We start from the raw sequence: 24,145 nt of genomic DNA on the forward strand, positions 1-24,145 counted from the left end.
CATAAATTTTCAAGTTCATTTGCTAAAAATATATCTTTTTCACTCAAATTCGCTAAAAATTCCTGCAATGATACTTCTAGTATCTTGCTTTTTGAAGTATTTTTGCTCTTTGCTAGTCTTTTTAGTGTTCTTAATTTGCTTTTTTGCATATAAAATATGCAACTTTTTTTGTAGTGTTCTTTCATATTCTTTTCCTTTGTAATAATCTATTGCTAATTCACATAAATATGAAACGCTAACTTCATAATATTTAGCAGTGGCTCTTAAATCTCTTAAAACTTTTTTATCTATACTAAATCTTGGGCTTCTCGATTTCATTTAGCATTCTCCTAAGCTCATCGCTACTTAAATCTGCTAAGCTTTCAGCACTTAAAACATTATTATTATTTATCTGCAACGCAATACTTGGAACATCTTTTCCGTGTATGCTTTTCTTTACACTCTCAGCTATACTTGCAGCAGTTGCTAGTGCATTTATTACTTCTTTTTGCTCTTTTGGGCTAGTTGCGTGTTTATATAACTTCACTGCACTTGCTTTACTCATATACATATACTCAATGAGCGTTTTATCTATCATCTTTGAACTCATAGCAGTTAATAATATCTCATCGCTTGTAGTATCTATAATGTTTTCATCAAAAAGACATTTTTTTTCATTAAATTGTGCTTTTAATTCATTCTTTACATTTTCTTTTGCTGCGTCTATTTGGCTCATTATTGCACCTTGCACGAGTTCATTACTATCTACATTTACGCTTATACTTCCTTGTTGCCAATTCTCTTTATCAATCCAATGATATAAAGTCTTTATATTTATACCAAATTCCTTTGCTACATCTTTTACGCTGCATAAATGCGTTTCATAATATGTCCTTGCTTGTATTTTTAACTCTTTTTTACTCATATTCTCCACCCCCTTTTATATCTATAAGCAATATTGCTTAAAGTATTTTTTGAATTATTGTTATCTAATGGATAAACTCCATCTAAAATAAGCATCTTAGCAATGCAGTCAATGACATTGTCTGTATTATTTTTCTTAGCTGGGTCAAATGCTAGTAATTCTTTTATAGCTTGTTCTTTATTTAAGCAAGTGTGCTTAAACTTTAAAAAGCCTGTGTTATATAATGGTGCAAGTGCTTGGATTTGATGATTTTTACTTTCTTTTGTAATTGGCTTAAAGCCTTGCACGATATTTGTTAAAAGGGCTTTTCCATCTCTTCTAAACTCGGTGTTCTTTTTATTTATATACTTTTGCAATTCTCTATGAAATGTTATTCCACCACCTGCAAGTTCTATAAAAACAGGTGCGTTTGGATAGCGTAACATCATTGTTATTGTATTTTCGCAAAAGTCTTCTAATTCCCACTTGCCGTGCAAAATATCTTTAACTATTAAAAGCGTTTGATTATCTTCATTTATGCTTATTCCACTACATACAATCGCTCTATCATCAGCCGTTTTACTTGTGCTTTCTGCACTATCTATTATAATGTAGTCATTTTGGCTAGGCATATCAAAATCATTTATGAAAGATAGCTTTTCTTTTTCAAAAAACCCTGCTTCACTTACATAAGGTTCTTGAAGCATTTGTGTAGAAAACTCTAGCTCTCCCATCTCGGCTCTAATTCGCTCAAGTGTGGCTAAATCGTGCTTTGTTGCAAATAAAGGCTCATTAACTTCTCTTTCATAATAAAGCTCATTGTTAAAATAATAATATTCTTTTTTCTCATTTATAGCTTTTAAACATATTTTAGTAAAGCCAGTATCTTCAAGGCGTCCAACTAAATCATCAGTTGCAAGTCTTTGCATAATAATTATTACAAAACTTTTGCTATCAAGTAATCTTGAAAGTAAAGAGCCTTTATAATAATCTTCTACCTTATCTTTAGCAGCTTTACTAAAACTTTCAATCGCTTTTAATGGGTCATCAATTATTAAGGCGTTACAATGAATTCCTGTTACAGCACTACCAACCGTAGTGCTAAAAATCCTACCACCTTTATCGTTTGAAAAATTATAAATTTCATCATTTACTAGCTTAAAATTAATTTTTTCTAAATTGTTATAAACCTTGCTTTTTATAAAATCTCTTGTAGTTTGTGCGTTTTCTTTTGTTAAATCTCCACCATAAGTTGTATATATAAACTTTAGACTAGGATGATTAATCCACGCATAAGGCATAAAGCATTTTACGATTTGCTCTGTTTTTCCATAACTCGGTGGCTCATTTATAATTAGTCTTGTAATATCTCCTTTTAAACAACTTTCCAAATGCTCGGCGATATAGCCATAATGCCAATTATCATTAAAAGTAGCGTTGTAGTATTTTTCAAACTTATATCGCATAAAGTCTACTAGATTTTTTTGTGCTAGTTCTCTTTTTATAAGTTCTGCATTTATTATATTATATTTATCTAGCATTCAGTCCTACCTTTGCATTTAATTTTTTTAGATTTTCTTGAATGTGCTGTATTTTTTTAGCTTTTTGCAGCAAATCAAGGCTTTTGTCATTTTTAATATCATTAATTAGCCATAATGAATAATCTTTGATTTTATAGCCTACTAAAAACTCCAAATTACTCTCTTTATTAGCATAAATGCTAATTTCTGCTAATTCGCTCTCATCTAAAGTTTGGTTTGTAAATATCTTTCTTGCTTCGTTGTGAAAGTTTATAAAATGCACTTCTCTTAAATAAGTTTTCGTGTATTCTAAGTGCTTTTTATCTTCTAAGCACTTACTTAATATACTTGCTTCTATTTCGCTTTTTTGTTTTATATTAGGTGCAATTATAGGCTTTTCGTTTTTTACACTAAGACTAAAATACTTTATATCTAAATTATAGGTTTCGCATATTTTAGTCCTATAAAAGCTCTTTAGATAGTTTGAGCTTACTTGATTTAATATGTTTTTAATATTATTAATAATATTTATATTATTTTCGCCTTTTACATAGTTTAGCATTTCGTTTTGACACAAAAATAGTGCTAAATCTTTTGTTTTAATACGATTTAAGCATTCACTATCTTTTAAAAGTAGTTCTCCTAAGTCTTTACAACCTTTAAAATCAACTATACCTATCTTGCAAAACTCATTGTTTATATAAGTTTTTGCAAGTTTTAGGCTAGTTTGCACTCCTGCATTATCATTATCAAAAAGAAAAATTATATTATTTGTTAGGTTGCTAAGCCTTTTTATATGAAAATCATTTAATGCAGTGCCTAGCGTTGCAACTACATTTTTAAAGCCAAATTGATGAGCTAATATCACATCAAAATAGCCTTCAACAATAATTACGCTATTTTGCTTTTTAATATAATTCGCATTTAGTCCAAATAATATTTGCGATTTTTTAAAAAATACGCTTTCAGGCGAATTAATATATTTAATCTTAGGATTTTTCTCAAGGCTTCTTCCACCAAATCCAACTAATTTTGAATTATTAAAAATAGGAATTATTAATCGATTATTAAAAAGATGAAGTTTTAGTTCATCTTCTTTTTTAGCATAGTTTATTCCAAACCCAAGCTTAAAAGCCTTTATGCTTTCTTCATTTATTCCACGCTTTTTTAAATATTCTTTGCATTCATCATTTAATGCTCTTTGATAAATACTTAAAGCTTGTTCTAGGCTTTCGTAATTTTCTTTATTTTTACTTGAGCTTTTGCATTCATAGGTAGTATTATAATAACTTGCGATATATTCACAAGCTGCATTAAAATCACACCCTTTAATATGCATTACTAATTTAAAAGCGTCTGCACTTGCATTACAAGTAAAACAATATCCGAATTTTTCATCTGCATTTAAAATAAAGCTAGGGTTTTTATCGCTGTGAAACGGACATTGAGTCCAAAATCTAGTTCCGTTTTTTGCTACATTAAGCCCTAGTGAATTTGCAATATCAAAAATATTTAATGTATCTTTTAACTCTTGTAAATTCATAAATCTTCTACCTTATAAACAACCTTGTTTTTATCCATAATTCTTTCTCCAAACTTACAAGTATTTGGGTCAAACTCTACATGATATTTATCGTGAGCTCCACTTTGTTTATTCTTTTGAACGATTATGTAGCGTTCGGTTGGCTTTATTGTTTTATTTACTTTTTCCGTTTCAATACGGATTATTATTTTTGCTTCGTGAGCTCCTTTTTTTGTTCCTGCTGGGGTTTGTGTGTCTGTTTTGCTTGTTTGAACTATTAAAATTATGCAAATATCTAGTGAGTGTGCTAGTTTTGCAAGGGTGCTAAATTTCCTACTTTCTTCTTCTTCTAAACTTCTTGCAGTATGAGTTTCTATACGCATTTGACTATCAATCAAAAAGAACTTTACATTATGTTCTTCATAAAGCTTTCTAATATGCATTGCTATATCATCAAGCCCATAATCTTCATCAATTACAAATAAATTATTAAAGTTCTCGCTCTTATAAAATGGTGTTATGATTTTTGGCTTTTCTTGTGCGTTTTCTTGCATTTGTAGGTTGTTATCTACATTCATTTTTAGCTGAATGTAATCTCTTTTTAAAAACTCAAAGCAAAAATAAGCAGCTCTATGTTTAGCTTTTGCAATATGCTCTATTACTTGTAAGCCAAACATTGATTTTCCTGCTTCAGGCTCTCCGTTTATTAGTATTAACCCACCTGTTTGAAAGCCACCTTTAAAACATCTATCAATAACGCTAATTCCTGTCGGATATAAGGTCATTGTTTTTATTTCTTCGCTCATTTCATAGTATAGTTCGGCAGCAGTCTTGTAAATCATCGTTTTAGGCACTTTGATTAGATTTATAATATCTTCATAGCTTAATAAATTGCCATTTTTACTAGCGTCTAATAATTTTAAGGCTAGGTCGTTTTGAGCTTTTAAGCATTCTTTTTTATTTAGATTTTTTGCAAAATCTAAATAATTTAGTGTTGGCTCAAGACTTGTAATTGAATAAATCCTATCTATTACTTGCTCTACTTTTAGCTCTTGTGCGTAAAGCACAAGAGTAACCAAGTCAATTTGCTTACCATCTTCTACAATTTTACAAATTAGCTCATAAATCTTTTTGTTTATCAAATCTTCCCAAACCTTATCGTTTAAAAACTCTCTTGCCTCAAAAAAAGCTTTTTTTATTTGTATAATGCTATTTAATAATATTTCTTCATTCATTTTTATTCCTTTATTAGTAACTCATCGCATTTTGTTTTTGCACTTAGGCTCATTTGCATTAGTTCAAGTTCGTTAAATAATTTACTCTCATCTGCTATTTTTAAAATTTCGTGGATTAAGAGCCTTTGTTCTTTATAAGTATCGCAATCAGTTTTTATTGCAATATTAAGTGCTTGAATAATGCTAAGTCTTGAATTAACTTTCGCAAATAATCTTGCATAATCAAGGTATAAAATAGCGTTTGAATCAATTTCTAACTCATTAAGATATAGCTTATCTTTTACTAATCTTATATCATTAACTGCTAGAAAGCTAATATTTTCATCTTTACAAACTTTTAACAATATTTCTAATAATCTTTCTTTATCACTCATATTTATTCCTTAAAATACATATAAAAATACATAAAATTTTATGTATATTTTTTTGCAATTTCTTTTATTTCATTTAGTGAGTTTGCTATTAAACACTCTTCATAAAATCTTTTTGCTTTAGCATTAAAACTCACAACTCTTCCTGCGTCATCTATTAGCTCATCGCTATTGAAAAAGCTATAACTAGCCAAAATCTTTTGTTTGTTATTTCTAATTCTTACAACTGAGCTAAAGCCATAATTGATTAGATTAATCTTCATAATATTCCAACCTTTTCTCGCATTCTTTTATGCATGCTCTTAAAATCTCAAGGCTTTTAAAAATATAATTAGTCCTTGCAATTTTAATTCTTGCGTCTATTACATCTGCGTTTGTCTTGATTAAGATTTTTAGTTTTGGAAGAAGTAAAATAAATACATATTCAAGCTTAAGCTCTTTTAATCTATAAATAAATACATATAAATTAACTAAGCTTGAGTGATAACTTGCCAAATCGTTTCTTTTTATATAAATAGAAACCTTTTTAAGCTCATTTATAATATGTATTAAGTCACTTCTTTTCATACTAAACTCCTATTAAAATGGGATTTCCTTTTGTTCGTTTAGCTCTTGTTCGTTTAGCTCTTGTTTTGGTTTTTCTTTTGGCACATAATTTGTTTGTCTTATATTTTGAGCTTGTTTTTCTTGTGGTTTATCTAGTAATTGCCATTTAAATACTTTTATAGTGTCTTGACTTCTTTTTTCGCCATTTTTATCTAAATAATAATCTATTTGCCACTCGCCAACAATTGCTATTCTTTGACCTTTAATAGCCCAATTGCTAAAGTTCTTCGCTTCATTTCCGAATAAAACGAAATTAAAAAATAATGGAGTTGAAATAAATTCAGGCTTTTCTTTGCATCTATCAACGCCGTTAGGCTCTATCGCTATTGTATTGTTTGTAAAAAACACATCTTCTAAGCCATTTTGTTTAGTGTAAAGCTCAACATCTTTTACTATTCTTCCTACTAAATTAAGTGTTACCATTTTTTATCCTTTTTAATAATTTTTATTATGTGAAAAAGGACTTTTACTTATATTGAAAAAAAGGGAAAATTAAATTAAATTAAGGCTAACAAGTTTTTCAAATCTTGCAAATATGCACTATCTTTTAAAACATATTTAAAATCATAAGCTAAATGCTTTTTAATACTTTTTGTTTTTACGCATTTACTAGCTAAAAAATGTTTTGTATTTTGTGCGAACTTTTCTAACTCGCTTTTATTTAAAGTATTTAAAGCTTTTAAAAAACTAGGATATACAATCTTTTCTAAACATCTTTTATAGAAAAATATTCTTTCTATCTTATCAATCCTAAGCTTTAAGCTATCTCTTAAACTCTTCATATCATTTATTTTTAGCTTTGTTTTTAGCTCCTTAAAAACTTCATGTTCTATGTCTAATAACTCACTTAGTTTTAAATACTCTCTATATATTTGTAGGTTTTTTTGCAGCTTCTCTAAGCTCATTTTCTATCCTTTCAAGTCTTGTTTCAATGCTTGTTAATTTAGCCAAAACTTCGCTTAAATCAACGCCTATATTTATTTTGTTTTTGAGTGAATTAATGCCATTTTCAATATTTATTAACTTTTGTTTAGTCTCAAAATTATTTATAAAACTCATTATCTAGCCTTTCTTTTATCGTTTTACTTAGCTCGTATAAGCATTCGTGAAATTTCTTACCAAACACTCTATTTGCTTCAAGTTCTAAGAATGTTTTATTTTCTAACAAAACATCATAAAAATATACATCGTATATTTTTAAATCATATTCTTTGCTTTTGTATTCAAAATAAATTTGTGGCTTAGTGTTTTCAACATACCAAGCGAAAAAGCTTTTACCAACATCTAAATCATTTAAATAGATTTGTTTGTTTTGCTTATAAATATAAAACTTTAGCTCTTTCTTGCAAAACTTTTCTAAAGCATTTTTTATCTGCAAAAACACTTCAGGCTTTGCAAGTTTTCTATATCCATAAAGCCTTAATTCTTCATAACTTAAATCAGCATTGGTTTTAAAATTAATATTGATTTCTTTTCTTAGCTTTTCTTGTAAATCTTTATTATTTATACCTTTTAGATTTTTAAAAAGCGTTTCATAATCCATTTGATTTATATAATCTAAAATGTCTTTTAACTCTTGCATTTTAACTCCTTAATAAATACTCTAAAAGCTCTTTTAAGCTATCCATATAAATCTCTTTATCTCCTGCATAAAGCTTCGGCTTTGCTAAATATTCTTTAATCTCTTCTTCTGTGATTTTTGCGTGATAGATTTTGAATAATAATTCCCGTTCTTCTTCTAAAACGCCAAACTTATTTATTAGTGTATAAAGCAATGCAGCATATTTATATGTTTCTTGCTTTTTTAAGTTTTCTTCTTCGCTTTCGCCTTGTTTTTTGCCTAGCCTTAATTCATATTTATAGACATTGCCTACACAATAATTTCTTAATTCTTCTAAACTCATTCTCTCTTGCATTTGCAAAATTGCAGGTTTGCTCTCGTTATCGTAATGAGTGCAACTACTATTAAATATTGGGTGTTTTTTCATTATTTTTCCTTTCTTGTTTTTTCAATTTCATTTATTAAAAAGAACGCTTGAATGTAGCGTTCTTTTAAAAGCTTGTTTTGATTTAATGTGGTGCAAAAAATATAAAGCTCATTTAAAAAATTAGCCTTGCTAAACTTTTTATGAGTTAGCTCATAGCTAATTAGTAAATCGTATGATTTTTTAAATTGTGAATCTTTTATATTTATTTGCTTTAAATACTCATCTACGCTAAGCATTTTTAATCATCTTAGCTTTATGCCATTTTTTGATTGTTGTTTGTAAAGCTTCTTTAGTAGTTGTTATCCAAAGGTAAAAATACTCTTCATTTTCTTTAGTATTTACTATTTCAAAATCATCGCCAAACTCTTTATAAGTTAGATTTTTAGCTTCTTCTAAAGTATAAGCCCCTTTATCTTTAATAAACTTACCTAAACTTTCATCATAATGTCCTGTGCGACTTTCTATCTCTTTTACCTTTTCTTTTAGGCATTCGTAAGGGTTATATCCCATTCTCTTAATTATGTTTATGCAAGTTTCAATAAGTCCTTGTATATTCATAATCGCAAGTTCGCCATCAAAATCAAGCTTAAGTCCTGTGAAGTTATCACTTATCATACTCGCTAGACTACCCATTAAATGCCTTAGCGAAGCCATTTCTTTACTATTTAGGTTAAACTTTTCTAGCTCGTTTGCGTTTAGACAAAAAATAATCACATCGCATAACTCAGCCACTCTCTCATCATCATCTTTTGCTAGATAATATTCTCTTATCTCATCTAGGATATTTGGCACGAAGCCTTTTTGCTGACTTTCATAGCTTAAACGCCTTTCTTCTCTCCACTTATCAAGCCTAAGCTTGATTTCTTTTAACTCTTCATAAGTCATCTTTTTTCCTTTCTTTTTTGATAATACTCGCCCCTTTGGGTGTTTTGTAAAAACATTATTAAATAAGGGGAATAAGGTGTTTTAAATAAGTTTTATTGTAAATAAATCTTTAAGCTCAGCTTTTAATTCTTCTAATTCATCAACTATATCACTGCAGTCGCCTGATACCGAATTTACACTATTGTGTGGAATACAATCTACACTTTCAATAGTTTCATCAAGCTTTTCTAATAGCTCATCTAATTTTGTTTTAGAAATTGCTTGTTTTGTTTGAAAATCTTGCGTTTTTGCAAGTAATACTACTTTACTACATAATGCTTTGTTTTCTTCTATACATAATTCGTTCCATATCTTTTGATAAGTTAAATCCTTTACTTTTTTTCTATCTTCTTCGTTTGCATTTGGGTGTCCATCAAAAACAATATCTAAATCAATAGGTCTATAGTTTTTCACATCGTATTTTAAAAATATCTTATCACTAAATACATCAAAAGCAAAACTAAGCTCATCATTAAGCAGTTTTATGCTACTAGGAATTAGCTTATACATTAAATCTGCTCTTAAAATTTTTTGTGATATTTTTTCTATTTCTTCATCACTATAAAGCCCATATTGAAAATGCTTAAGGTTTTTAATAGTTTCTGCCTTATCTAAGCAATCAGCCAACTCTTTTTTAAACTCTTCATCATTTTTTGCTATCTCTAATAATTTTTCAAATCTTTCTAACATTTTTTTTCCTTTCTAAACTTCTTCAGCTATTAGCGTGATGTCTATTGCTTTTTCGCTAAAAGCTTTTATTTCTTTAACTTCAGCTTTTATTCCATAATTTTCAATGTAAAAATAAAGTCTAGGATTTGTATTCATACAATCAATCTCAGCTTTAAGCTGTTTTATAAATTCTTTAAGCTCCATATCATTCTCCTAAATGTCGTCTTTGCCTAGTAGATGAGTTATAAACTCTTAATTTCATATTATTTTTTTTGCTCGGTAGGTCTATATATCCCCTTTTTTCAAGCTCTTTTAGTATCTGATGATTTTGGTGTAAATTCAAATCTCTACTTTTTAATATCTCATCTAAACTTATCTCTTGTGGGTGTATATTGCTAATAAATACCAAAAAGTTATAAAGCCCTAAAGCTTCTAAACTTAAACCATTATCGCAAATGATTTCACTATCAATCATCGTTGCTCTTTCACAATAAGCCTTACTAATCATCACTTACTCTTACAATTAATTTTGAAGATTCATAATCAGTCCAAACAAACTCAAAATAATCCTGACTTTTATTTAGCATATCAATAGCCATTAGCACAAAATCATATAGGCTACCATTACTGCAAACATCTTCCTTATATGCACGAAATCCAAGTAAGCTGCAAGATACAACTGCTAAGTTTTCAACATCATTTTTTAACTCTATTGTTAGCATTCTGTCGCAACCATTATCATAGTTATTACCAAGCTTAGTGCATATTTCTTGCTCTTTTAAGATTTTTAAAGTAAAGCCTTGTTTTCTATAATAGCTCTCTAATTCATAGCTTATTTCTATTGCTCTTTTTAGCTCCTTTCTGCTAAGTAGAGCTATCTTTTGTTTTGGCTCACATAAACATTCTCTTTTTACTCTTTTTAAGGCTTTGTTAATTATCTCACACCTTTGCTCTTTTTCTAAGCTTGTAAAGCGTCTTTGAGCGAATTCCCAATAATTGTGCTTTTCTTCTTTAAAATGCTCTAAAATCTCATTTTTTATCTCATAAAAAAGAACCTTATCGCTCACATATTCAAGTGCTTTGATAAATGCTTCGCCATCTAACAACCCTAAAAATTCAATATCTTTTACTCTTTGCTTTGTTAATTCTTCTAATGCGTAATTCATTCTTCATCCTTATCCCAAACAAACTCTACGAACTTGTTTTCTTCATTGATTTCTTCTATTGCTCTAACAATAAATTCGTAATAAGTTTCGTTTTCTTTTATTTGTTTTACTACAGTGCATAAACAATCAAACTCAAGCTTAGCGTAATACTCATCCGTAACACTTAGAGTGCAGTCTACTTTTAGTAAATTGTTTTCCAATAAAGATGCTATTGTTTTATTTTCTAAAAATATTCCTGTAAAGCCTTTTTTTAAAAGCTTTATATTTAAATCTTTGTGTTCGTAAATCCTTGCTATTTTTTCTTTATATTCTATTAATTCATTTAGCCCTTTTTTACTTATAAGTTGTATCTTCTCTCTTTCAAAATCTAAAAAAGTAGATTTTAGATAGCTAATAAACTCATTAAACACTTTTTGCTTTTTATCTTCTTCAAGTTTATAATAAGCCATTTTTACATCAAAGTATTTATGGCTATCAACACCTATAATATCAGCCAATTTATGGCAAATATTTAAACGAATTATGACAGGAACACTTTCATCTAATAAACAAAAGAAGAACTCATTAACTCCAACTTTTTCTACATTTTTAATTAAATCTTGTATTTGTTCATATCTTCTATTCATCACTCATCCTTATCCCAAATAAACTCAAAATACTTATTTATTTGATTAATTTCTTCTATTACTCTAACAACTAATTCATAAGGCGTTTCATTCTCTTCAATATGTCTTACCCAACAATTTTCTAAAATTTCAACCCTTGTTCTATCTCTGTCTGTATAATGTAATAAAAATCTCAATTGCAAACAATCTGTTCTTACAATACGCTGTATTGCTTCATTTTCAAAAAAGTAATTATCTTTACCTGATTTTAAAAGTCTTGGGTCAGCGTAGTCATATTTATAAATTTTCCCTATTTTTTCCCAATACCCAATAACTTCTTTTAGTTGTTTTTTACTTATCAATTGGATTTTTTCTCTTTTAAAATCTAAATAAGTAGATTTTAAATAAGCAATAAGTCCACTAAATACTTCTTGCCTTTTGCTTTCTTCAAGCTTTCTGTAGGCTAGTTTAACATCCATAGGGGTATAGCTTTTAACATTTAAAACATTAGATAAATAACTAAAATAAATATCCTGTTTTATCTTGTAATAAACTATTTCATCTATATGGCTGAAGAAAAAACCATCAGCTCCTGCTTCTTCTAAATCCTTAATAAATTTTTCTATATTTTCGTAATCTCTATTTGGAAACATCTTTTATCCTTTTTAACTAATCAAAAAATAATTATGATTTCTTACTTTTTCATCATCAATCATTAATATTGCTTCTTCAAGCACAACATCATCTACTATTCTTATCTCGTGTTCATCTTCTTTTATAAAGACTTTGCAATTTCCATAAGCATTTTGTAATGCAACTAATTTCTTTATCAATTCTTCTACTCTCATACTTTTTCCTTAAATAATTTAAACAATACTCGCCCCTTTGTGATTTTTAAAAAACATTAAAATAAAGGGGAGAATTACAAAATAAGCAACCACCGAGAAAAACTCGGTAGTTCAAAACTAATCAATAAGCAGCAATAGCAATTATGGTGCAAACTACACTAAATACTAAAAAATACTTAGCTAGTTTGTAATTTAAAATAGCCTTTTTTATCCTTTTTTCATTTGTTCTAATGTATTCGTTTTCTTCTAAGATAGTTAAACCTTTTGGATATGTTTTAGCCCACCTTTTACTAACCACGAAAAAATAAACACATATTGTGTAACCAATCAAGGCTAAAATCAAAAACTCTTTTACCATACTTCCTTAACTCCTATTGCAATAAATACCATTCCAACCACTGCAAAATACATAAAATCAAATCCATTTTTACGATGTCTATATGCAATGTAAAAACATATACAAGCAGCTATAAAACTTAAAATTAAAACATCCATTACATTTTAAATCTTTTAAGTATTATATCTATGATAGGATTATTATTACTTTCTTTTGTTTCAGTTTTTCTATCTTCTTGTATCGGTTCACAAAATATATTCCTTAGTAAATCACTACAATCCATTATATAGCAGCCTCTTTCTTGTTCTATCCCTAATGCTTCATAAGTTGTAAAATAGGCAAGTAATTTATTTGTCCCTAAAGTTTTCATTAATACATCCTTACCAACACGAAGTATATAGTTAATTACTTCTAAAATCATTTTTTTATCAAAAGCTGTATTCATTGCAAACCAATCTACATCATTAGACATATCCACTTTTTGATAGGTTTTAGCAACCAAAAAACAATAAAACTCATAAAAAGATATACAAAACAGCATAGCTGCAGCTTTAGTAGGCAAATCTTTAAGTCCATCTATCGTTTGAAAATATTCATAGAGCTTTACTTCTTCAGGCGTAGTCGTATCACTCAATGCTTTAGAAATGATATATAAAGCTTCTTTAGAACTAATCGCAATAATCCCAATTAGTGAGACACTGCCACTTGAATCATATTCGCCTATTTTCTTCTTAATCTTATCTAACGCAAACTCTGAAACCATATCCCACCTTTTAAAAATTAGTTTTTCAAGTGTTAAAAAGTGTTCCATAGCTTTTAATACCGCAGGGGTTTTACATTTATTATTTTCTAATATTTCTTTAAACTCTTTTTCTTTAGTTAATTTAAATCCTAATACACATTTATCCATTTATTTCTCCATTTTACAATTACAGCAAGTTTCTAGCCCTTGCCAAGCACCTAAAAAATAAATACTCCAAATATAAAGCAAACTATTGCTACAAAGAATATAGCCATTGCTTCTTTTAAATCTTTTCTATCTTTATTAATTCTTATTTCATTACCACTAGCTAAAGCTTCTTTATAGTCTTTGTAAGTTAAAACAACAGCACAAAAACACATTAAAACCATAGTGGCATACAAACAAACATCAATATTCATTATTTGCCTTTTTTTTAAATTTAAAATACAAGGCAAGTTTTCACTTGCCAACTAATAAAACAAGATAAGCATTTTTGAAAGTTTTTAAAGCGTTTATTTTTTTAATGTGAGCGATTTTTGTGTTTTAGCTTAAAAGCACCTATTTACCGATATTTCCACCCCTTTTTCCCAATTCCGAATTTCTATTTCAAATTCCACGATTTTTTCAAAGAATTTGAAATAGGAATTTAAACTCTTCTATCATAAATGTTTTCTTCGTTTTTATATGCTAAAAATATAGCTAATAAATCTCTATCATTTTTGATTTTATTTATATCAATTTTATTCAAGCTTTCTTTTATATTTTCGCTCTTGCTTTCTATGGGTTTAAAATCATCATCTTTATCTTTTGAAGTTTTCATTACTTCTTCATCAAAATGGTTTTGCATTTCGTTTGCTAGTTTTATAAATTCATTTTTAAAATCATCAAGGCTTAAATCTTCTCTTGCTAACAAATCAGCTAGTTTATCACAATAAGCGTCTTTACCGCAAGCAAGTCCAACGAAATCTAATTCATTACCAACTTTTAAATAAATGAATTCATTTTCTTTTAAAAGCTGTTTTAAATCTGTATTGTTTTGTCTAAAAATTTGATTATAAATATTATTGCTTGTAGTATCATTTTGCAAGGCTTTTAGCTTTTTAAAAGCAATGAAATCATCATCTTTTAAGCCATATAAAACTTGCGAATTCATCAATTCTTTTTGCAAACTAGCATATAAAAAACCTTCTTGCTTTAGACCTTGCATAGCTTTTTGCAAGGCATTTGGTTCATATACATTGAAATTTTCATCTTTAGGAATATCTTTTAGAATATTGTTTAACTTTTCTTCTTCGGTATCATTTATTAATACATTGTGTTTTTCTGCTATTTGGCTAACTTCTAAGCCTTTATCTAAGTCTTCTTTTAATTCTTTTTTATCAAGCGTATCAAATACTTGTATTTGTTTTATTAATGTTTTTACATTTTGATTAATTGAACTAATTTGCATTTAAACCCCTTGTTTTTATATCGGCAAGTTTTTAATAAATTTAATATTTCTTTTAAATATTTACTTTATTTTTTTAAATTGTTTGAAATTATTTAAGGTTTTAAAATGAAAAATATAAAATCAGCAATTTATTCAAACGAACTTTGCGAAATAAATATAGAAATAATGATTCAAAAAGGCTTACCAGCTTTTAATATAGTAGGCTTACCGAGTGCAAGTATTAAAGAAAGCGTTGATAGGATAAAATCAGCCTTTGCAAATCTTGATGATTTTTCTTTACCTTGTAAAAAAATAGTAATAAACCTAAGCCCATCAGATATTCCAAAACAAGGAAGCCATTTTGATTTAGCAATCGCTTTGCTTGTTTATTTTTACGAAAAAGACTTAGATAATGATTATTATGTATTTGGAGAGCTTGGGCTTGATGGCAAATTAAAAAGCACTTCAAATTTATTTTCTATATTATTATTTTTAGCAAGTGTTAAACCAAATGCTAAGGTATTAATTCCAAAAGATTTAGCAAATGAAGCAAGTCTTATTTATAATCTAAATTGTTACGCAGTTGATAATTTAAACGAAGCATTTAGCTTTTTTCTAAGTGAGAATAAAGATGAGTTTAAAATAAATTATAATGAAAATATTTTTAAATCCTTAATCAAAATAAATAATAAAACTTATATAAAAAATACAGAATTTCCACTAGATTTTATAGACATAAGAGGGCAAAATCAAGCAAAATTAGCTTGTAAAATCGCAGCACTTGGAATGCATAATATAATGCTAGAAGGCTCTCCTGGAAGTGGTAAGAGTATGTGTGCTAAAAGACTTGTTTATATAATGCCTCCGCTTAGCATTGATGAAATCTTAGAAAGTAATGCGTATAAGAGTTTAAATAATGAAAAGCTTGATTTTTCATCAATTAGAAGCTTTAGAAGTCCGCATAGAAGTTCAACCATTAGCTCAATTTTAGGCGGTGGGACAAAGAATGCAAGAATTGGCGAAATCGCACTTGCTAATAATGGAGTTTTGTTTTTTGATGAGTTTAGTTATTTTAATAAGCAAATTATAGAAAGCCTAAGAGAGCCTTTAGAAGATAATATAATCAATATTTCTAGGGTTAATTCAAAAGTATCTTATAAGACTAAGTTTTTATTTATTTCAGCGCTAAATCCATGTCCGTGTGGCAAATTATTTAAAAAAGAGCAAACTTGCAAATGCCTTGAGCGTGATATTGTTAAATACAAAAGCAAAATCTCAGAGCCTATTTATGATAGGATTGATTTATATGTTGCAGTTGATGAGGTTTCTTATGATGCAAGTTCAAATGTAAGCAGTAAGGAATTAGCAGATGAGATTTTAAAGGCTTTTATATTTCAAAAAGAAGTAAGAAAACAAGATGAATTTAATGGGAAATTAAGCGATTTAGAGATTAAAAAATATTGCGTATTAGACGATAGTGCAAAAGTAATTTTTGAAAAAGCTGTGAAAAATTATAATCTTAGTGCAAGAGCATCTAATAAGGTTTTAAAGGTTGCTAGGTCTTTAGCTGATTTTGAAGAGAGATTATTAATAAATGAAAAAGATATAAAAATTGCTTTATCTTTTAGATACAAAACAATGAAATAAAATCAAGGAATTTGAATTAGGAAATAAAATCAAATTCCTATTTCAAATTCTTTTTAATTTGTTACTATTTTTAGCTATTTTTTACGACTTAAAAGGATTATGATGAAAGATAAATTAGCCAAATTATATTTAACATTTTTTTATTCAGGTCTTAGCCCTGTTGCAAGTGGCACAATGGGAACAATTGCTGCACTACCTTTTGCTTATTTGTTACTAATTTACACAGCAAAAAGCACTTTAATACTTTTAAGTATTGCAATTTTTATAGCAAGTATTACAATCATTGACGATTACGAAAAAACTCACGAACACGATGCTAAAGAAATAGTAATTGATGAAGTTTGTGGGGTTTTCTTGGCTATTGGTATGAGTTTTAATGGCTCTTGGTGGCATTTTGCTTTAGCTTTTGTTTTGTTTAGGATTTTTGATATTACTAAGCCTAGTGTTATAGGCAGGGTTGATAAAAGAATAAAAGGCGGGCTAGGTGTTATGCTTGATGATTTGCTTGCAGGATTTTTTGCAGGTCTTTTATGCCTTATTATTCAAGGTATTTATTTAAATTATTTAAAGGATTTATTATGAAAAAAAGTTTAATTTTGTTAGCTTCAAGTGCGGCTTTTGCTTTAGATATTGGTGTGGTTTTACCACTTAGTGGAAGCGTAGCAGCTTATGGAAACGCAGCACTTAGTGGAATTAAAGTAGCAAATGCAATGCAACCAACTTTAAAAAATGGTGAAAAGATTAATTTAAATATTGTGGATACTAAAGGCGATAAAATAGAATCAATCACAGCAACTGAGAGAATTTTGCCTAAAGTAAATGCAATAATAGGCGAGATGATTACAGCTAATACAATAGTAGTTATGAATACAGCAGAAGCTAAAAAAGTTCCTGTAATTGCACCAGCTGCAACAAATGATAAATTATTAAAAGGTAAAAATTACGCAGCTAGAGTTTGCTTTAATGATAGTTTTCAAGGTGAAGCTATGGCTAAATATTTATTAGCACAAGGCAAAAAAACTACAATAATAGTAAAAGATCAAGCTACTGATTATTCACTAGGTTTATCAAAAGCTTATAAAAAAGAATTCACAAAAGGTGGTGGAGAAATAATAAAAGAATTAATCATCACAAGTGGGGATAAAGATTTTAATGCAATAGTTGCACAAATTGCTAGCTTAAATCCTGATGTAGTGTATTTACCACTTTATTATCAAGAAGCAGCACTTTTTGTAAGACAAGCAAAAATTGCAGGAGTAAAAAGTATAATAGCAAGTGCTGATGGCGTTGCTGATGAGCAATTTGTTAAACTTGCAAGAGAATATACAAACAATCACTTATATACAGATAGTTTTGATGCAAATGTTCCACCAACAGAACTTAGTAAAAAATACTTAGAAGAATATTCAAAAGCTTATAATGGTGCAGTTGTTTCAAACTTTGCTGCTATGGGAGCTGATGCTTATTTTGTATTAGTAGAAGCTGCTAATCGTTGCCAAGAAGTTACAAGTGAATGTATAAATCAAGAAATCAAAAAGACAAAAGATTATGAAGGTGTAAGCGGAGTAATTAGTATAGATAATACTGGCGAGACTAAAAGATCTTTAATTATTAAAGAAGTAGTAAATGAACAAGCTGTTTATAAAGACACTATTAAGTAAGGGATTTTGATGAAAAAATTATTATTTTCTTTAGCACTACTTAGCTCTTTAAATGCGGAGGTGCTAAGAGTTGCAACAGCACCAAATTATCCTCCTTATGAATATTTGGAAGATAATGAGTTAAAAGGTTTTGATGTTGATATTGTAAAAGAGATTGCAAAAAGAAATAATTTAGAATTAGAGTTTAAATATATGGATTTTGATGGGCTTATCCCATCACTTAAAAGCAACAAAGCTGATTTAATAGGTGCTTTAATGAAAAAAACACCTTTAAGAGAAAAAGCAGTTGATTTTACGATTAATTTTAAAGATAGTTCAAATTATTTTTTACAAAGACTAGAATTAGGTAAAACTCAAAATCTTGAAAATTGCGAAAATATAGATTTTTCAAATACTATTTTTGGTGCAGAGCTTGGCTCTATTCAATACGATATTGCAAAAAAGCTTAGCAAACAAGTAATGGGCTATAACAATTCAAGCATTAGCATACTAGCTTTAAGAAATAAAAAGGTTGATGTTATTGTGCTTGATAAGGTTGCTGCTCTTAACTTTTTAGAAAAAAATGAAGATTTAGATATTTTTTGCGATTATAAAGACAGCGATTCTCAAGGATTTGCGATAAATAAAGGAAATACTAAATTACTTGAAATGATAAATAAAACCTTACAAGAAATGCTTGATGATGGCACAATAAATGAAATTAGCAAAAAGTATAAAATAAATTAATGCTAGTTCATATTTGTTGTAGCGTTGATTCGCACTTTTTTTTACAAGAATTAAGAAAATTAATGCCTGATGAAGAACTCATCGGGTATTTTTATGATCCAAATATTCATCCTTTAAGCGAATATGAATTAAGATATTTTGATGTAGCAAGGTCTTGCAAGAAATTAAATATAAAGCTTATTAAGGGTGAATATAATTTCGCTGAATGGTTTAATTTCGTAAAAGGCTATGAAAACGAGCCTGAGCGTGGAAAGAGATGTTCTAAATGTTTTGATTTTAGAATGCAAAGCTCGGTTGAAATGGCTTTAAAATTAGGACAAAAATCATTTACAACCACGCTTTTATGCTCTCCTAAAAAAGATTTAGAACAATTAAAAGTATCAATGCAAGAAGCTTTAAAAGGGACTAATTTAGAGTTTTTTTGTGTAGATTTTAGAAAAAATGGCGGAACACAAAGGCAGTTAAAATTAGCAAAAGATGATTTATTGTATCATCAAAATTATTGTGGTTGTATTTATGGGCTAGTTCAGCAAAAAAGCGAAGAGCATTTAATCAAAGAACTAAGCTCAAGCATATACAAAAACCTTATTTTACCTGCTTCAATAGAAGAGAAATTGCAACTTTTTAAAAAGATTGAAAAAGATGAAAAGAGTAATAAAAACATAAGCATTATTAGGGAAAAATTCTTAAATTATCGTTTGCTTTATGCAAGAATTAGCGATAATGAAAAATACTTAAGAGCTTTTGTATTGTTTTATTCTCATTTTAAATCAAGGAAAATTAATCTAAATCTTGATAATTCAAAAGATTTTATAATTTGCAATAAAGATGAATTATGTTTAATTAGTTTTAAAAAGGCTAATGAGTTTTTTAAATACAAAGATTTTAATGAGTTTTTGAAAAATCCACCAAGTATTAAAAAACAGATAAGTTTTAGAGCAAAACTATTTAACCACTATAACCTAAGTCCTATTATAATTTTAGATGAAATACCAAAAAAAATTGAAATCATCGCAAAAAGTATAATCTTTGAAGATGTTAGATTGATACAAGGAAAATAATGCAATTAAGCTCAAGTGATTTAAATATTTTATTATTTATTTCTTTTGTTGTGTTTTCATCTCCTTATATAGCAAAAATTACAAGTTTGCCTATATTAGCAGTAGAAATTATTTTAGGAAGTATTGCGGGTGCTTTAGGAATAATTACTAAAACTCCTGCTTTTAGCTTAGCATCTAGCATAGGATTTTGTTATTTAATGTTTATTGCTGGGCTTGAGGTTAGTCTTAAAGAATTTATAAAATTAAAAGCAGATGAGCTAAAGAAAATATTTTTATTTTACTTTATTTTATACTCCTTAGCTATTAGTGTTGCCTTAGTTTTAAAACTTAGTTTGGTGGTTGCTATAATAATTCCTGTAATGAGTATTGGTCTTATTAGTATTTTATATAAAGATTATGAAGTTACTCCAAAATGGCTTAGTTTTGCTATGGTTTTAGCAGCACTTGGAGAAGTTATAAGCATTATTTTAATAACACTTTTAAATAGCTTTTCGCATTCTAGTGATTTAATTAGCGTTATTACTTCTGTATTATCAATCGTGTTCTTTTTAGGAATATTTGTTGTAATTTATTATATTTTTAATGCGATTTTTTGGTGGTTGCCTTGGCTTAAAGAGATTTTAATGCCTGATTACGATAAAGCAGAAAGAAATGTAAGACTTAGCCTTGCTTTATGGATGTTAGCAGTTGCTTTAATGCTTTATTTTGATTTTGAAATAGCTTTAGGAGCGTTCTTAGCTGGTATGTTTATATCAAGCTTTTTTGGTCACAAAAAGGATTTAGAACATAAATTAAGCTCTTTAGGACATCCTTTTTTAATACCTATATTTTTCGTTTATGTTGGGCTTAGTCTTGATTTTAGCCTTGTAAATTATGAGCTTATTTTTATGGCATTTGCGATTTGCTTTACAATGCTTGTTTGTAGGCTTATTAGTTCTTTTGTATTTTATAAAGATTTTAAAATATCTTGTATTTTAGTAGCATTTACAACTTGTATGCCACTTACATTGCTTATTGCTATTGCTACTTTAGGTAAGAAATTAAACTTAATTGATGATTCTTTTTATTTAGCTTTAGTTTTATCTTCACTTATTGAAGCAGTTTTATTTATGTGGGTTATTCCTAAGATTTCGTTACTTATTGAAACAAGAAAACAAAAATCAAGATAGCTTTTTACTAAATTTCACAAATTCTTTTTAAAATAGTAAAAATTAAAAAGGAGACAAAATGGAAAAAGCAAAATTAATTTATGATGGTAAGGAATTTGAATTTGATGTTCTTAGCGGAACTAGGGGTGCAAAATCTATTGATTTTTCATCTTTATATTCAAAAACAGGGGCATTTTCTTACGATGAAGGGCTAACAAGCACAGCAACTTGTAAATCAAGCATTACTTACATTGATGGAGAAGCAGGGGAATTAAGACATCGTGGTTATTCTATTGAATGGCTTGCAGAAAATAAAACATTTTTAGATGTAGTGCATTTGTTATTACACAAAGAATTACCAAGCCCTGAGAGATTAGAAGCGTTTAGATATGAGCTAAAAAAAAGAAGTTTTATTCACGAAGGTATGCATAAATTATTTGATGCTTTCCCTGATAACGCCCATCCAATGGCAGTTATGCAAGCAGCAGTTGCAGCACTTTCAACCTTTTATCCTGATCATTTAAATATGGATAAGCACGAAGATTTTATGGAAATGGCAGCTAGAATTGTGGCAAAAATACCAACAATAGCAGCAAGTGCGTATCGTTATAAAAACGGCTTTCCTATGGCATATCCAAATCTTGATCGTGGATTTACAGAAAACTTTTTATATATGTTAAGAACTTATCCATACGAGCATGTAAATCTAAGACCTATTGAAGTTAAGGCTTTAGATACCGTTTTAATGCTTCATGCTGATCACGAGCAAAATGCAAGTACAAGTGTGGTTCGCTCAGTTGGTAGCACTCACGCACATCCATACAGCTGTATAAGTTCAGCTATCGGTGCATTATGGGGGCATGCGCATGGGGGTGCTAATGAAGGCGTTATTAGAATGCTTGAGACTATCGGCACACCTGATAGGGTTGATGAGTTTATTAAAAGAGCAAAAGATAAGAATGATCCATTTAGATTAATGGGCTTTGGTCATAGAGTTTATAAGAATTTTGACCCAAGAGCAAAAGTTCTTAAAAAGCTAAGAGATCAATTAATTAGCGAGATAGGAATTGATGCAAACTTTGTAAAAGTTGCAACAAGAATTGAAGAAATAGCTTTAAATGATGAGTATTTTGTAAGCCGTGGATTATATCCAAATGTGGATTTTCATAGCGGCTTAATATTAAAAGCTTTAGGAATTCCTAATGAAATGTTTGCTGTTATGTTTGTGGTTGGTAGAATTCCTGGTTGGATTTCGCAATTAGTTGAGCAAAAAGAAAGTCCTTTAAAAATAGTTCGCCCAAGACAAATCTATATCGGAGATTAAAAGAATTTGAATTCGGAAATTCCGAATTCAAATTCCATTTACAAATCAAGCTTTAAAAGCTTTATTTTGCAAGGTTTTTATAAAAACAAAAAACATAAAATTAAATTATTATTGTTAGATTCATTTTTACTTAAATTATTTATAATCAAGAAAAATAAAAAAGGATAAAAAATGCGTATTAGACAACCACATATTCCTTATGTTTCAAATAAAATTTCACTAGATTTATTAAATTCAAATTTCATAAAATTAGTAAATGGACTTGAACCTGCTAAAGAAGTTATCGCTAAAATAATCACTGCTTTGGTATTAAAAGAAAAATCTTTAGATGAAAAAGTGAATGAAATTTTAGCAGAGCAAGAAAATCAAATGGATTTAATGCAAGTTGATAGAAAAAATATGTTTTGGCTACTTAAGAAAAAATTAGCAGATGAGTATAAAATCCAAATGAATTATGAAGATAGATACAATGCTTTATCTCACGCTATTTTAGATGCTTTAGTGGATGAAGATTTAATTAATTTCAATGTATCAGAAAATAGAGTAAAAAATGTAATTTATTCAAGTATGATTGAGTATTTAAAAACTTATGAAGATATTGAAGATTTAGTTTATGATAAGATTAGTAACTACAAAAGAAAGATTATTCCTGGTAGTGAAGAATATGATTTAATTTACGAAAAGCTTTATGAAGAAGAGCTTAAGAAAAGGAAAATGCTATAAATAATCTCCTTAGCACCTTTGCACTAGGTCTAGGTCTTAGTCTTACCCACTGCTTTTTTATGTGCGGTGGGATTTTGATATTATTTAACCACAATAAAAGCACTTATTTTGATATATTTACCTATCATTTTTTTAGAATAATTGCCTATGTTTTAATAGGAATTATTGCTTATTTTTTAGGATATTTTATAAACTCACTTAATTTACAGATATTTTTATATTTCTTTTTGGGTGCGTTTTGCGTGTTTTTGGGTTTTGCTTTGATAGTTAAAGGCAATTTATTAGCCTTAATAGAAAATCAATTTATTTATAAAAAAATAATTCTTTTATTATCAAATAAAAAAACTTCTAAATATAAAGGTTTTATATTTGGCTTTTTAAATGGGCTTTTTCCTTGCGGTTTGGTTTATTTTTTTGTAGCAAAATCAATGATAGCAAAAAGCTTTAATGAAGCTTGGCTTAATATGTTTGTTTTTGGGCTTAGCACTTTACCTGCTATGCTTTTAGGCGGAGTATTTGTAAAAGAGATTAGAAAAATTAAAAATATTCAATATTTTTTATTTACTTTAATTATAGTTTATGGATTTTATTTATGCTATTTAGCACTTAAATTAAGTAGGTAATATGTATAGATTAAATGAGTATAAAAACGCCATAGAAAATACAAATATAGTTTCAAAGACAGATATAAATGGCATTATTACTTTTGTAAATGAAGAATTTTGCAATCTATGCGGCTTTAGCAAAGAAGAATTAATAGGGCAAAATCACAATATAATCCGTCATCCAGATACGCCAAAAAGTGCTTTTGAGAAATTATGGAATACTATTTTGCAAGGCAAGGTTCATAAAGGCATTGTAAAAAATAAGAAAAAAAAACGGAGAAGCATTTTACGCTCAAACTACTATTATTCCGATTTTTGATGAAGATGGAAGTATTTTTGAATTTATCGCAATTAGAAGCGATGTAACAAAGCTTTTTACATTAAACGAAGAGCTTACAAAGACTA

General features: G+C 28.4%; 37 protein-coding genes. 10 read left to right on the forward strand and 27 right to left on the reverse strand.

The genetic code is table 11. From position 1 onward, the window contains the following. Nucleotides 1–39: 39 nt before the first annotated feature. The 27 genes from AC1B00_RS05870 to AC1B00_RS06000 all read right to left on the reverse strand — a co-directional run bounded on the left by AC1B00_RS05870 (nucleotide 40) and on the right by AC1B00_RS06000 (nucleotide 14,866). Nucleotides 40–318 (reverse strand): hypothetical protein, encoded by a 279-nt coding sequence (locus tag AC1B00_RS05870; RefSeq protein WP_488848720.1) that lies wholly within the window; start codon nucleotides 316–318, stop codon nucleotides 40–42. After that, complete coding sequence (locus tag AC1B00_RS05875; protein WP_488848722.1) at nucleotides 293–904, reverse strand: hypothetical protein; 612 nt, start codon at nucleotides 902–904, stop codon at nucleotides 293–295. Before AC1B00_RS05875 ends, AC1B00_RS05870 begins: the two co-directional genes overlap by 26 nt. Continuing rightward, entirely contained in the window at nucleotides 901–2,424 is a 1,524-nt protein-coding gene (locus tag AC1B00_RS05880) for a hypothetical protein (protein WP_488848724.1), read from the reverse strand. The genes AC1B00_RS05875 and AC1B00_RS05880 overlap by 4 nt, the downstream gene beginning before the upstream one ends. Next, the gene (locus AC1B00_RS05885) at nucleotides 2,414–3,946 is read right to left on the reverse strand and encodes a CHC2 zinc finger domain-containing protein (protein ID WP_488848726.1); all 1,533 of its coding nucleotides are present in this window, start codon (nucleotides 3,944–3,946) and stop codon (nucleotides 2,414–2,416) included. The genes AC1B00_RS05880 and AC1B00_RS05885 overlap by 11 nt, the downstream gene beginning before the upstream one ends. Continuing rightward, nucleotides 3,943–5,160, reverse strand: a complete 1,218-nt coding sequence (locus AC1B00_RS05890) for a DnaB-like helicase C-terminal domain-containing protein (protein WP_488848728.1) — start codon at nucleotides 5,158–5,160, stop codon at nucleotides 3,943–3,945. The genes AC1B00_RS05885 and AC1B00_RS05890 overlap by 4 nt, the downstream gene beginning before the upstream one ends. 2 nt (nucleotides 5,161–5,162) lie before the next feature. After that, nucleotides 5,163–5,534, reverse strand: coding sequence for a hypothetical protein (locus AC1B00_RS05895; RefSeq protein ID WP_488848730.1), 372 nt, complete (start codon nucleotides 5,532–5,534; stop codon nucleotides 5,163–5,165). Between the two features lie 38 nt (nucleotides 5,535–5,572). Then, a complete protein-coding gene (locus AC1B00_RS05900; RefSeq protein WP_488848732.1) occupies nucleotides 5,573–5,794 on the reverse strand; it encodes a hypothetical protein in 222 nt (73 codons plus the stop codon). Next, nucleotides 5,784–6,098 carry a hypothetical protein gene (locus tag AC1B00_RS05905; protein ID WP_488848733.1) on the reverse strand — a complete coding sequence of 105 codons (315 nt, stop codon included), beginning with the start codon at nucleotides 6,096–6,098 and terminating at the stop codon, nucleotides 5,784–5,786. The genes AC1B00_RS05900 and AC1B00_RS05905 overlap by 11 nt, the downstream gene beginning before the upstream one ends. A gap of 12 nt (nucleotides 6,099–6,110) precedes the next feature. Continuing rightward, nucleotides 6,111–6,560 (reverse strand): single-stranded DNA-binding protein, encoded by a 450-nt coding sequence (locus AC1B00_RS05910; protein WP_488848735.1) that lies wholly within the window; start codon nucleotides 6,558–6,560, stop codon nucleotides 6,111–6,113. A 74-nt stretch (nucleotides 6,561–6,634) separates the two neighbouring features. After that, nucleotides 6,635–7,042 (reverse strand): hypothetical protein, encoded by a 408-nt coding sequence (locus tag AC1B00_RS05915; RefSeq protein WP_488848737.1) that lies wholly within the window; start codon nucleotides 7,040–7,042, stop codon nucleotides 6,635–6,637. Further along, nucleotides 7,002–7,196 carry a hypothetical protein gene (locus tag AC1B00_RS05920; protein ID WP_488848739.1) on the reverse strand — a complete coding sequence of 65 codons (195 nt, stop codon included), beginning with the start codon at nucleotides 7,194–7,196 and terminating at the stop codon, nucleotides 7,002–7,004. The genes AC1B00_RS05915 and AC1B00_RS05920 overlap by 41 nt, the downstream gene beginning before the upstream one ends. Continuing rightward, nucleotides 7,180–7,719 (reverse strand): hypothetical protein, encoded by a 540-nt coding sequence (locus AC1B00_RS05925; protein WP_488848741.1) that lies wholly within the window; start codon nucleotides 7,717–7,719, stop codon nucleotides 7,180–7,182. The genes AC1B00_RS05920 and AC1B00_RS05925 overlap by 17 nt, the downstream gene beginning before the upstream one ends. 1 nt (nucleotide 7,720) lies before the next feature. Further along, complete coding sequence (locus tag AC1B00_RS05930; RefSeq protein ID WP_488848743.1) at nucleotides 7,721–8,125, reverse strand: DUF3310 domain-containing protein; 405 nt, start codon at nucleotides 8,123–8,125, stop codon at nucleotides 7,721–7,723. Next, the gene (locus AC1B00_RS05935) at nucleotides 8,125–8,361 is read right to left on the reverse strand and encodes a hypothetical protein (protein WP_488848748.1); all 237 of its coding nucleotides are present in this window, start codon (nucleotides 8,359–8,361) and stop codon (nucleotides 8,125–8,127) included. Before AC1B00_RS05935 ends, AC1B00_RS05930 begins: the two co-directional genes overlap by 1 nt. Next, nucleotides 8,354–9,010 carry a hypothetical protein gene (locus tag AC1B00_RS05940; protein WP_488848750.1) on the reverse strand — a complete coding sequence of 219 codons (657 nt, stop codon included), beginning with the start codon at nucleotides 9,008–9,010 and terminating at the stop codon, nucleotides 8,354–8,356. The genes AC1B00_RS05935 and AC1B00_RS05940 overlap by 8 nt, the downstream gene beginning before the upstream one ends. 81 nt (nucleotides 9,011–9,091) lie before the next feature. After that, nucleotides 9,092–9,739: a hypothetical protein gene (locus AC1B00_RS05945; protein ID WP_488848752.1), complete on the reverse strand. Its 648-nt coding sequence runs from the start codon at nucleotides 9,737–9,739 to the stop codon at nucleotides 9,092–9,094. Nucleotides 9,740–9,751: 12 nt separating this feature from the next. Continuing rightward, nucleotides 9,752–9,922, reverse strand: coding sequence for a hypothetical protein (locus AC1B00_RS05950; protein WP_488848754.1), 171 nt, complete (start codon nucleotides 9,920–9,922; stop codon nucleotides 9,752–9,754). 1 nt (nucleotide 9,923) lies between these two features. Next, on the reverse strand, nucleotides 9,924–10,193 hold the full coding sequence (locus AC1B00_RS05955; RefSeq protein ID WP_488848756.1) for a hypothetical protein: 270 nt from the start codon (nucleotides 10,191–10,193) through the stop codon (nucleotides 9,924–9,926). Between the two features lie 25 nt (nucleotides 10,194–10,218). Next, the gene (locus tag AC1B00_RS05960; RefSeq protein ID WP_488848758.1) at nucleotides 10,219–10,884 is read right to left on the reverse strand and encodes a hypothetical protein; all 666 of its coding nucleotides are present in this window, start codon (nucleotides 10,882–10,884) and stop codon (nucleotides 10,219–10,221) included. Continuing rightward, nucleotides 10,881–11,510: a hypothetical protein gene (locus AC1B00_RS05965; RefSeq protein ID WP_488848760.1), complete on the reverse strand. Its 630-nt coding sequence runs from the start codon at nucleotides 11,508–11,510 to the stop codon at nucleotides 10,881–10,883. Before AC1B00_RS05965 ends, AC1B00_RS05960 begins: the two co-directional genes overlap by 4 nt. Then, entirely contained in the window at nucleotides 11,510–12,142 is a 633-nt protein-coding gene (locus AC1B00_RS05970; protein ID WP_488848762.1) for a hypothetical protein, read from the reverse strand. Before AC1B00_RS05970 ends, AC1B00_RS05965 begins: the two co-directional genes overlap by 1 nt. Nucleotides 12,143–12,154: 12 nt before the next feature. Further along, a complete protein-coding gene (locus tag AC1B00_RS05975; protein WP_488848764.1) occupies nucleotides 12,155–12,337 on the reverse strand; it encodes a hypothetical protein in 183 nt (60 codons plus the stop codon). Between the two features lie 121 nt (nucleotides 12,338–12,458). Then, the gene (locus AC1B00_RS05980) at nucleotides 12,459–12,695 is read right to left on the reverse strand and encodes a hypothetical protein (RefSeq protein WP_488848766.1); all 237 of its coding nucleotides are present in this window, start codon (nucleotides 12,693–12,695) and stop codon (nucleotides 12,459–12,461) included. Next, nucleotides 12,689–12,832 carry a hypothetical protein gene (locus AC1B00_RS05985; RefSeq protein ID WP_488848767.1) on the reverse strand — a complete coding sequence of 48 codons (144 nt, stop codon included), beginning with the start codon at nucleotides 12,830–12,832 and terminating at the stop codon, nucleotides 12,689–12,691. Before AC1B00_RS05985 ends, AC1B00_RS05980 begins: the two co-directional genes overlap by 7 nt. Next, entirely contained in the window at nucleotides 12,832–13,584 is a 753-nt protein-coding gene (locus AC1B00_RS05990; protein ID WP_488848769.1) for a hypothetical protein, read from the reverse strand. Before AC1B00_RS05990 ends, AC1B00_RS05985 begins: the two co-directional genes overlap by 1 nt. Nucleotides 13,585–13,634: 50 nt before the next feature. Next, nucleotides 13,635–13,835, reverse strand: coding sequence for a hypothetical protein (locus AC1B00_RS05995; protein WP_488848771.1), 201 nt, complete (start codon nucleotides 13,833–13,835; stop codon nucleotides 13,635–13,637). Nucleotides 13,836–14,062: 227 nt separating this feature from the next. Beyond that, entirely contained in the window at nucleotides 14,063–14,866 is an 804-nt protein-coding gene (locus AC1B00_RS06000; RefSeq protein ID WP_488848773.1) for a hypothetical protein, read from the reverse strand. A gap of 105 nt (nucleotides 14,867–14,971) precedes the next feature. Here AC1B00_RS06000 and AC1B00_RS06005 point away from each other — a divergent pair, with 105 nt between their 5' ends. From AC1B00_RS06005 to AC1B00_RS06050, 10 genes are all read left to right on the forward strand, one after another. Further along, on the forward strand, nucleotides 14,972–16,492 hold the full coding sequence (locus tag AC1B00_RS06005; RefSeq protein WP_488848775.1) for a YifB family Mg chelatase-like AAA ATPase: 1,521 nt from the start codon (nucleotides 14,972–14,974) through the stop codon (nucleotides 16,490–16,492). Between the two features lie 102 nt (nucleotides 16,493–16,594). Continuing rightward, nucleotides 16,595–17,074 (forward strand): phosphatidylglycerophosphatase A family protein, encoded by a 480-nt coding sequence (locus AC1B00_RS06010; protein ID WP_239817723.1) that lies wholly within the window; start codon nucleotides 16,595–16,597, stop codon nucleotides 17,072–17,074. Then, nucleotides 17,071–18,153 carry an ABC transporter substrate-binding protein gene (locus AC1B00_RS06015; protein WP_239817724.1) on the forward strand — a complete coding sequence of 361 codons (1,083 nt, stop codon included), beginning with the start codon at nucleotides 17,071–17,073 and terminating at the stop codon, nucleotides 18,151–18,153. The genes AC1B00_RS06010 and AC1B00_RS06015 overlap by 4 nt, the downstream gene beginning before the upstream one ends. Before the next feature lie 9 nt (nucleotides 18,154–18,162). Further along, entirely contained in the window at nucleotides 18,163–18,879 is a 717-nt protein-coding gene (locus tag AC1B00_RS06020) for a substrate-binding periplasmic protein (protein ID WP_488848777.1), read from the forward strand. Next, entirely contained in the window at nucleotides 18,879–19,940 is a 1,062-nt protein-coding gene (locus AC1B00_RS06025; protein WP_239817726.1) for an epoxyqueuosine reductase QueH, read from the forward strand. Before AC1B00_RS06020 ends, AC1B00_RS06025 begins: the two co-directional genes overlap by 1 nt. Beyond that, entirely contained in the window at nucleotides 19,940–21,109 is a 1,170-nt protein-coding gene (locus AC1B00_RS06030) for a cation:proton antiporter (protein ID WP_336611666.1), read from the forward strand. Before AC1B00_RS06025 ends, AC1B00_RS06030 begins: the two co-directional genes overlap by 1 nt. A 58-nt stretch (nucleotides 21,110–21,167) precedes the next feature. Beyond that, nucleotides 21,168–22,412 carry a citrate synthase gene (locus AC1B00_RS06035; protein ID WP_336611665.1) on the forward strand — a complete coding sequence of 415 codons (1,245 nt, stop codon included), beginning with the start codon at nucleotides 21,168–21,170 and terminating at the stop codon, nucleotides 22,410–22,412. A gap of 171 nt (nucleotides 22,413–22,583) precedes the next feature. Beyond that, nucleotides 22,584–23,135: a DUF507 family protein gene (locus tag AC1B00_RS06040; protein WP_488848781.1), complete on the forward strand. Its 552-nt coding sequence runs from the start codon at nucleotides 22,584–22,586 to the stop codon at nucleotides 23,133–23,135. Further along, nucleotides 23,132–23,758: a sulfite exporter TauE/SafE family protein gene (locus tag AC1B00_RS06045; protein ID WP_488848840.1), complete on the forward strand. Its 627-nt coding sequence runs from the start codon at nucleotides 23,132–23,134 to the stop codon at nucleotides 23,756–23,758. Before AC1B00_RS06040 ends, AC1B00_RS06045 begins: the two co-directional genes overlap by 4 nt. 1 nt (nucleotide 23,759) lies before the next feature. Then, the gene (locus AC1B00_RS06050; RefSeq protein WP_488848783.1) at nucleotides 23,760–24,059 is read left to right on the forward strand and encodes a PAS domain S-box protein; all 300 of its coding nucleotides are present in this window, start codon (nucleotides 23,760–23,762) and stop codon (nucleotides 24,057–24,059) included. Nucleotides 24,060–24,145 lie beyond the last annotated feature (86 nt).

The organism is Campylobacter sp. DY7 (genome assembly GCF_057802535.1).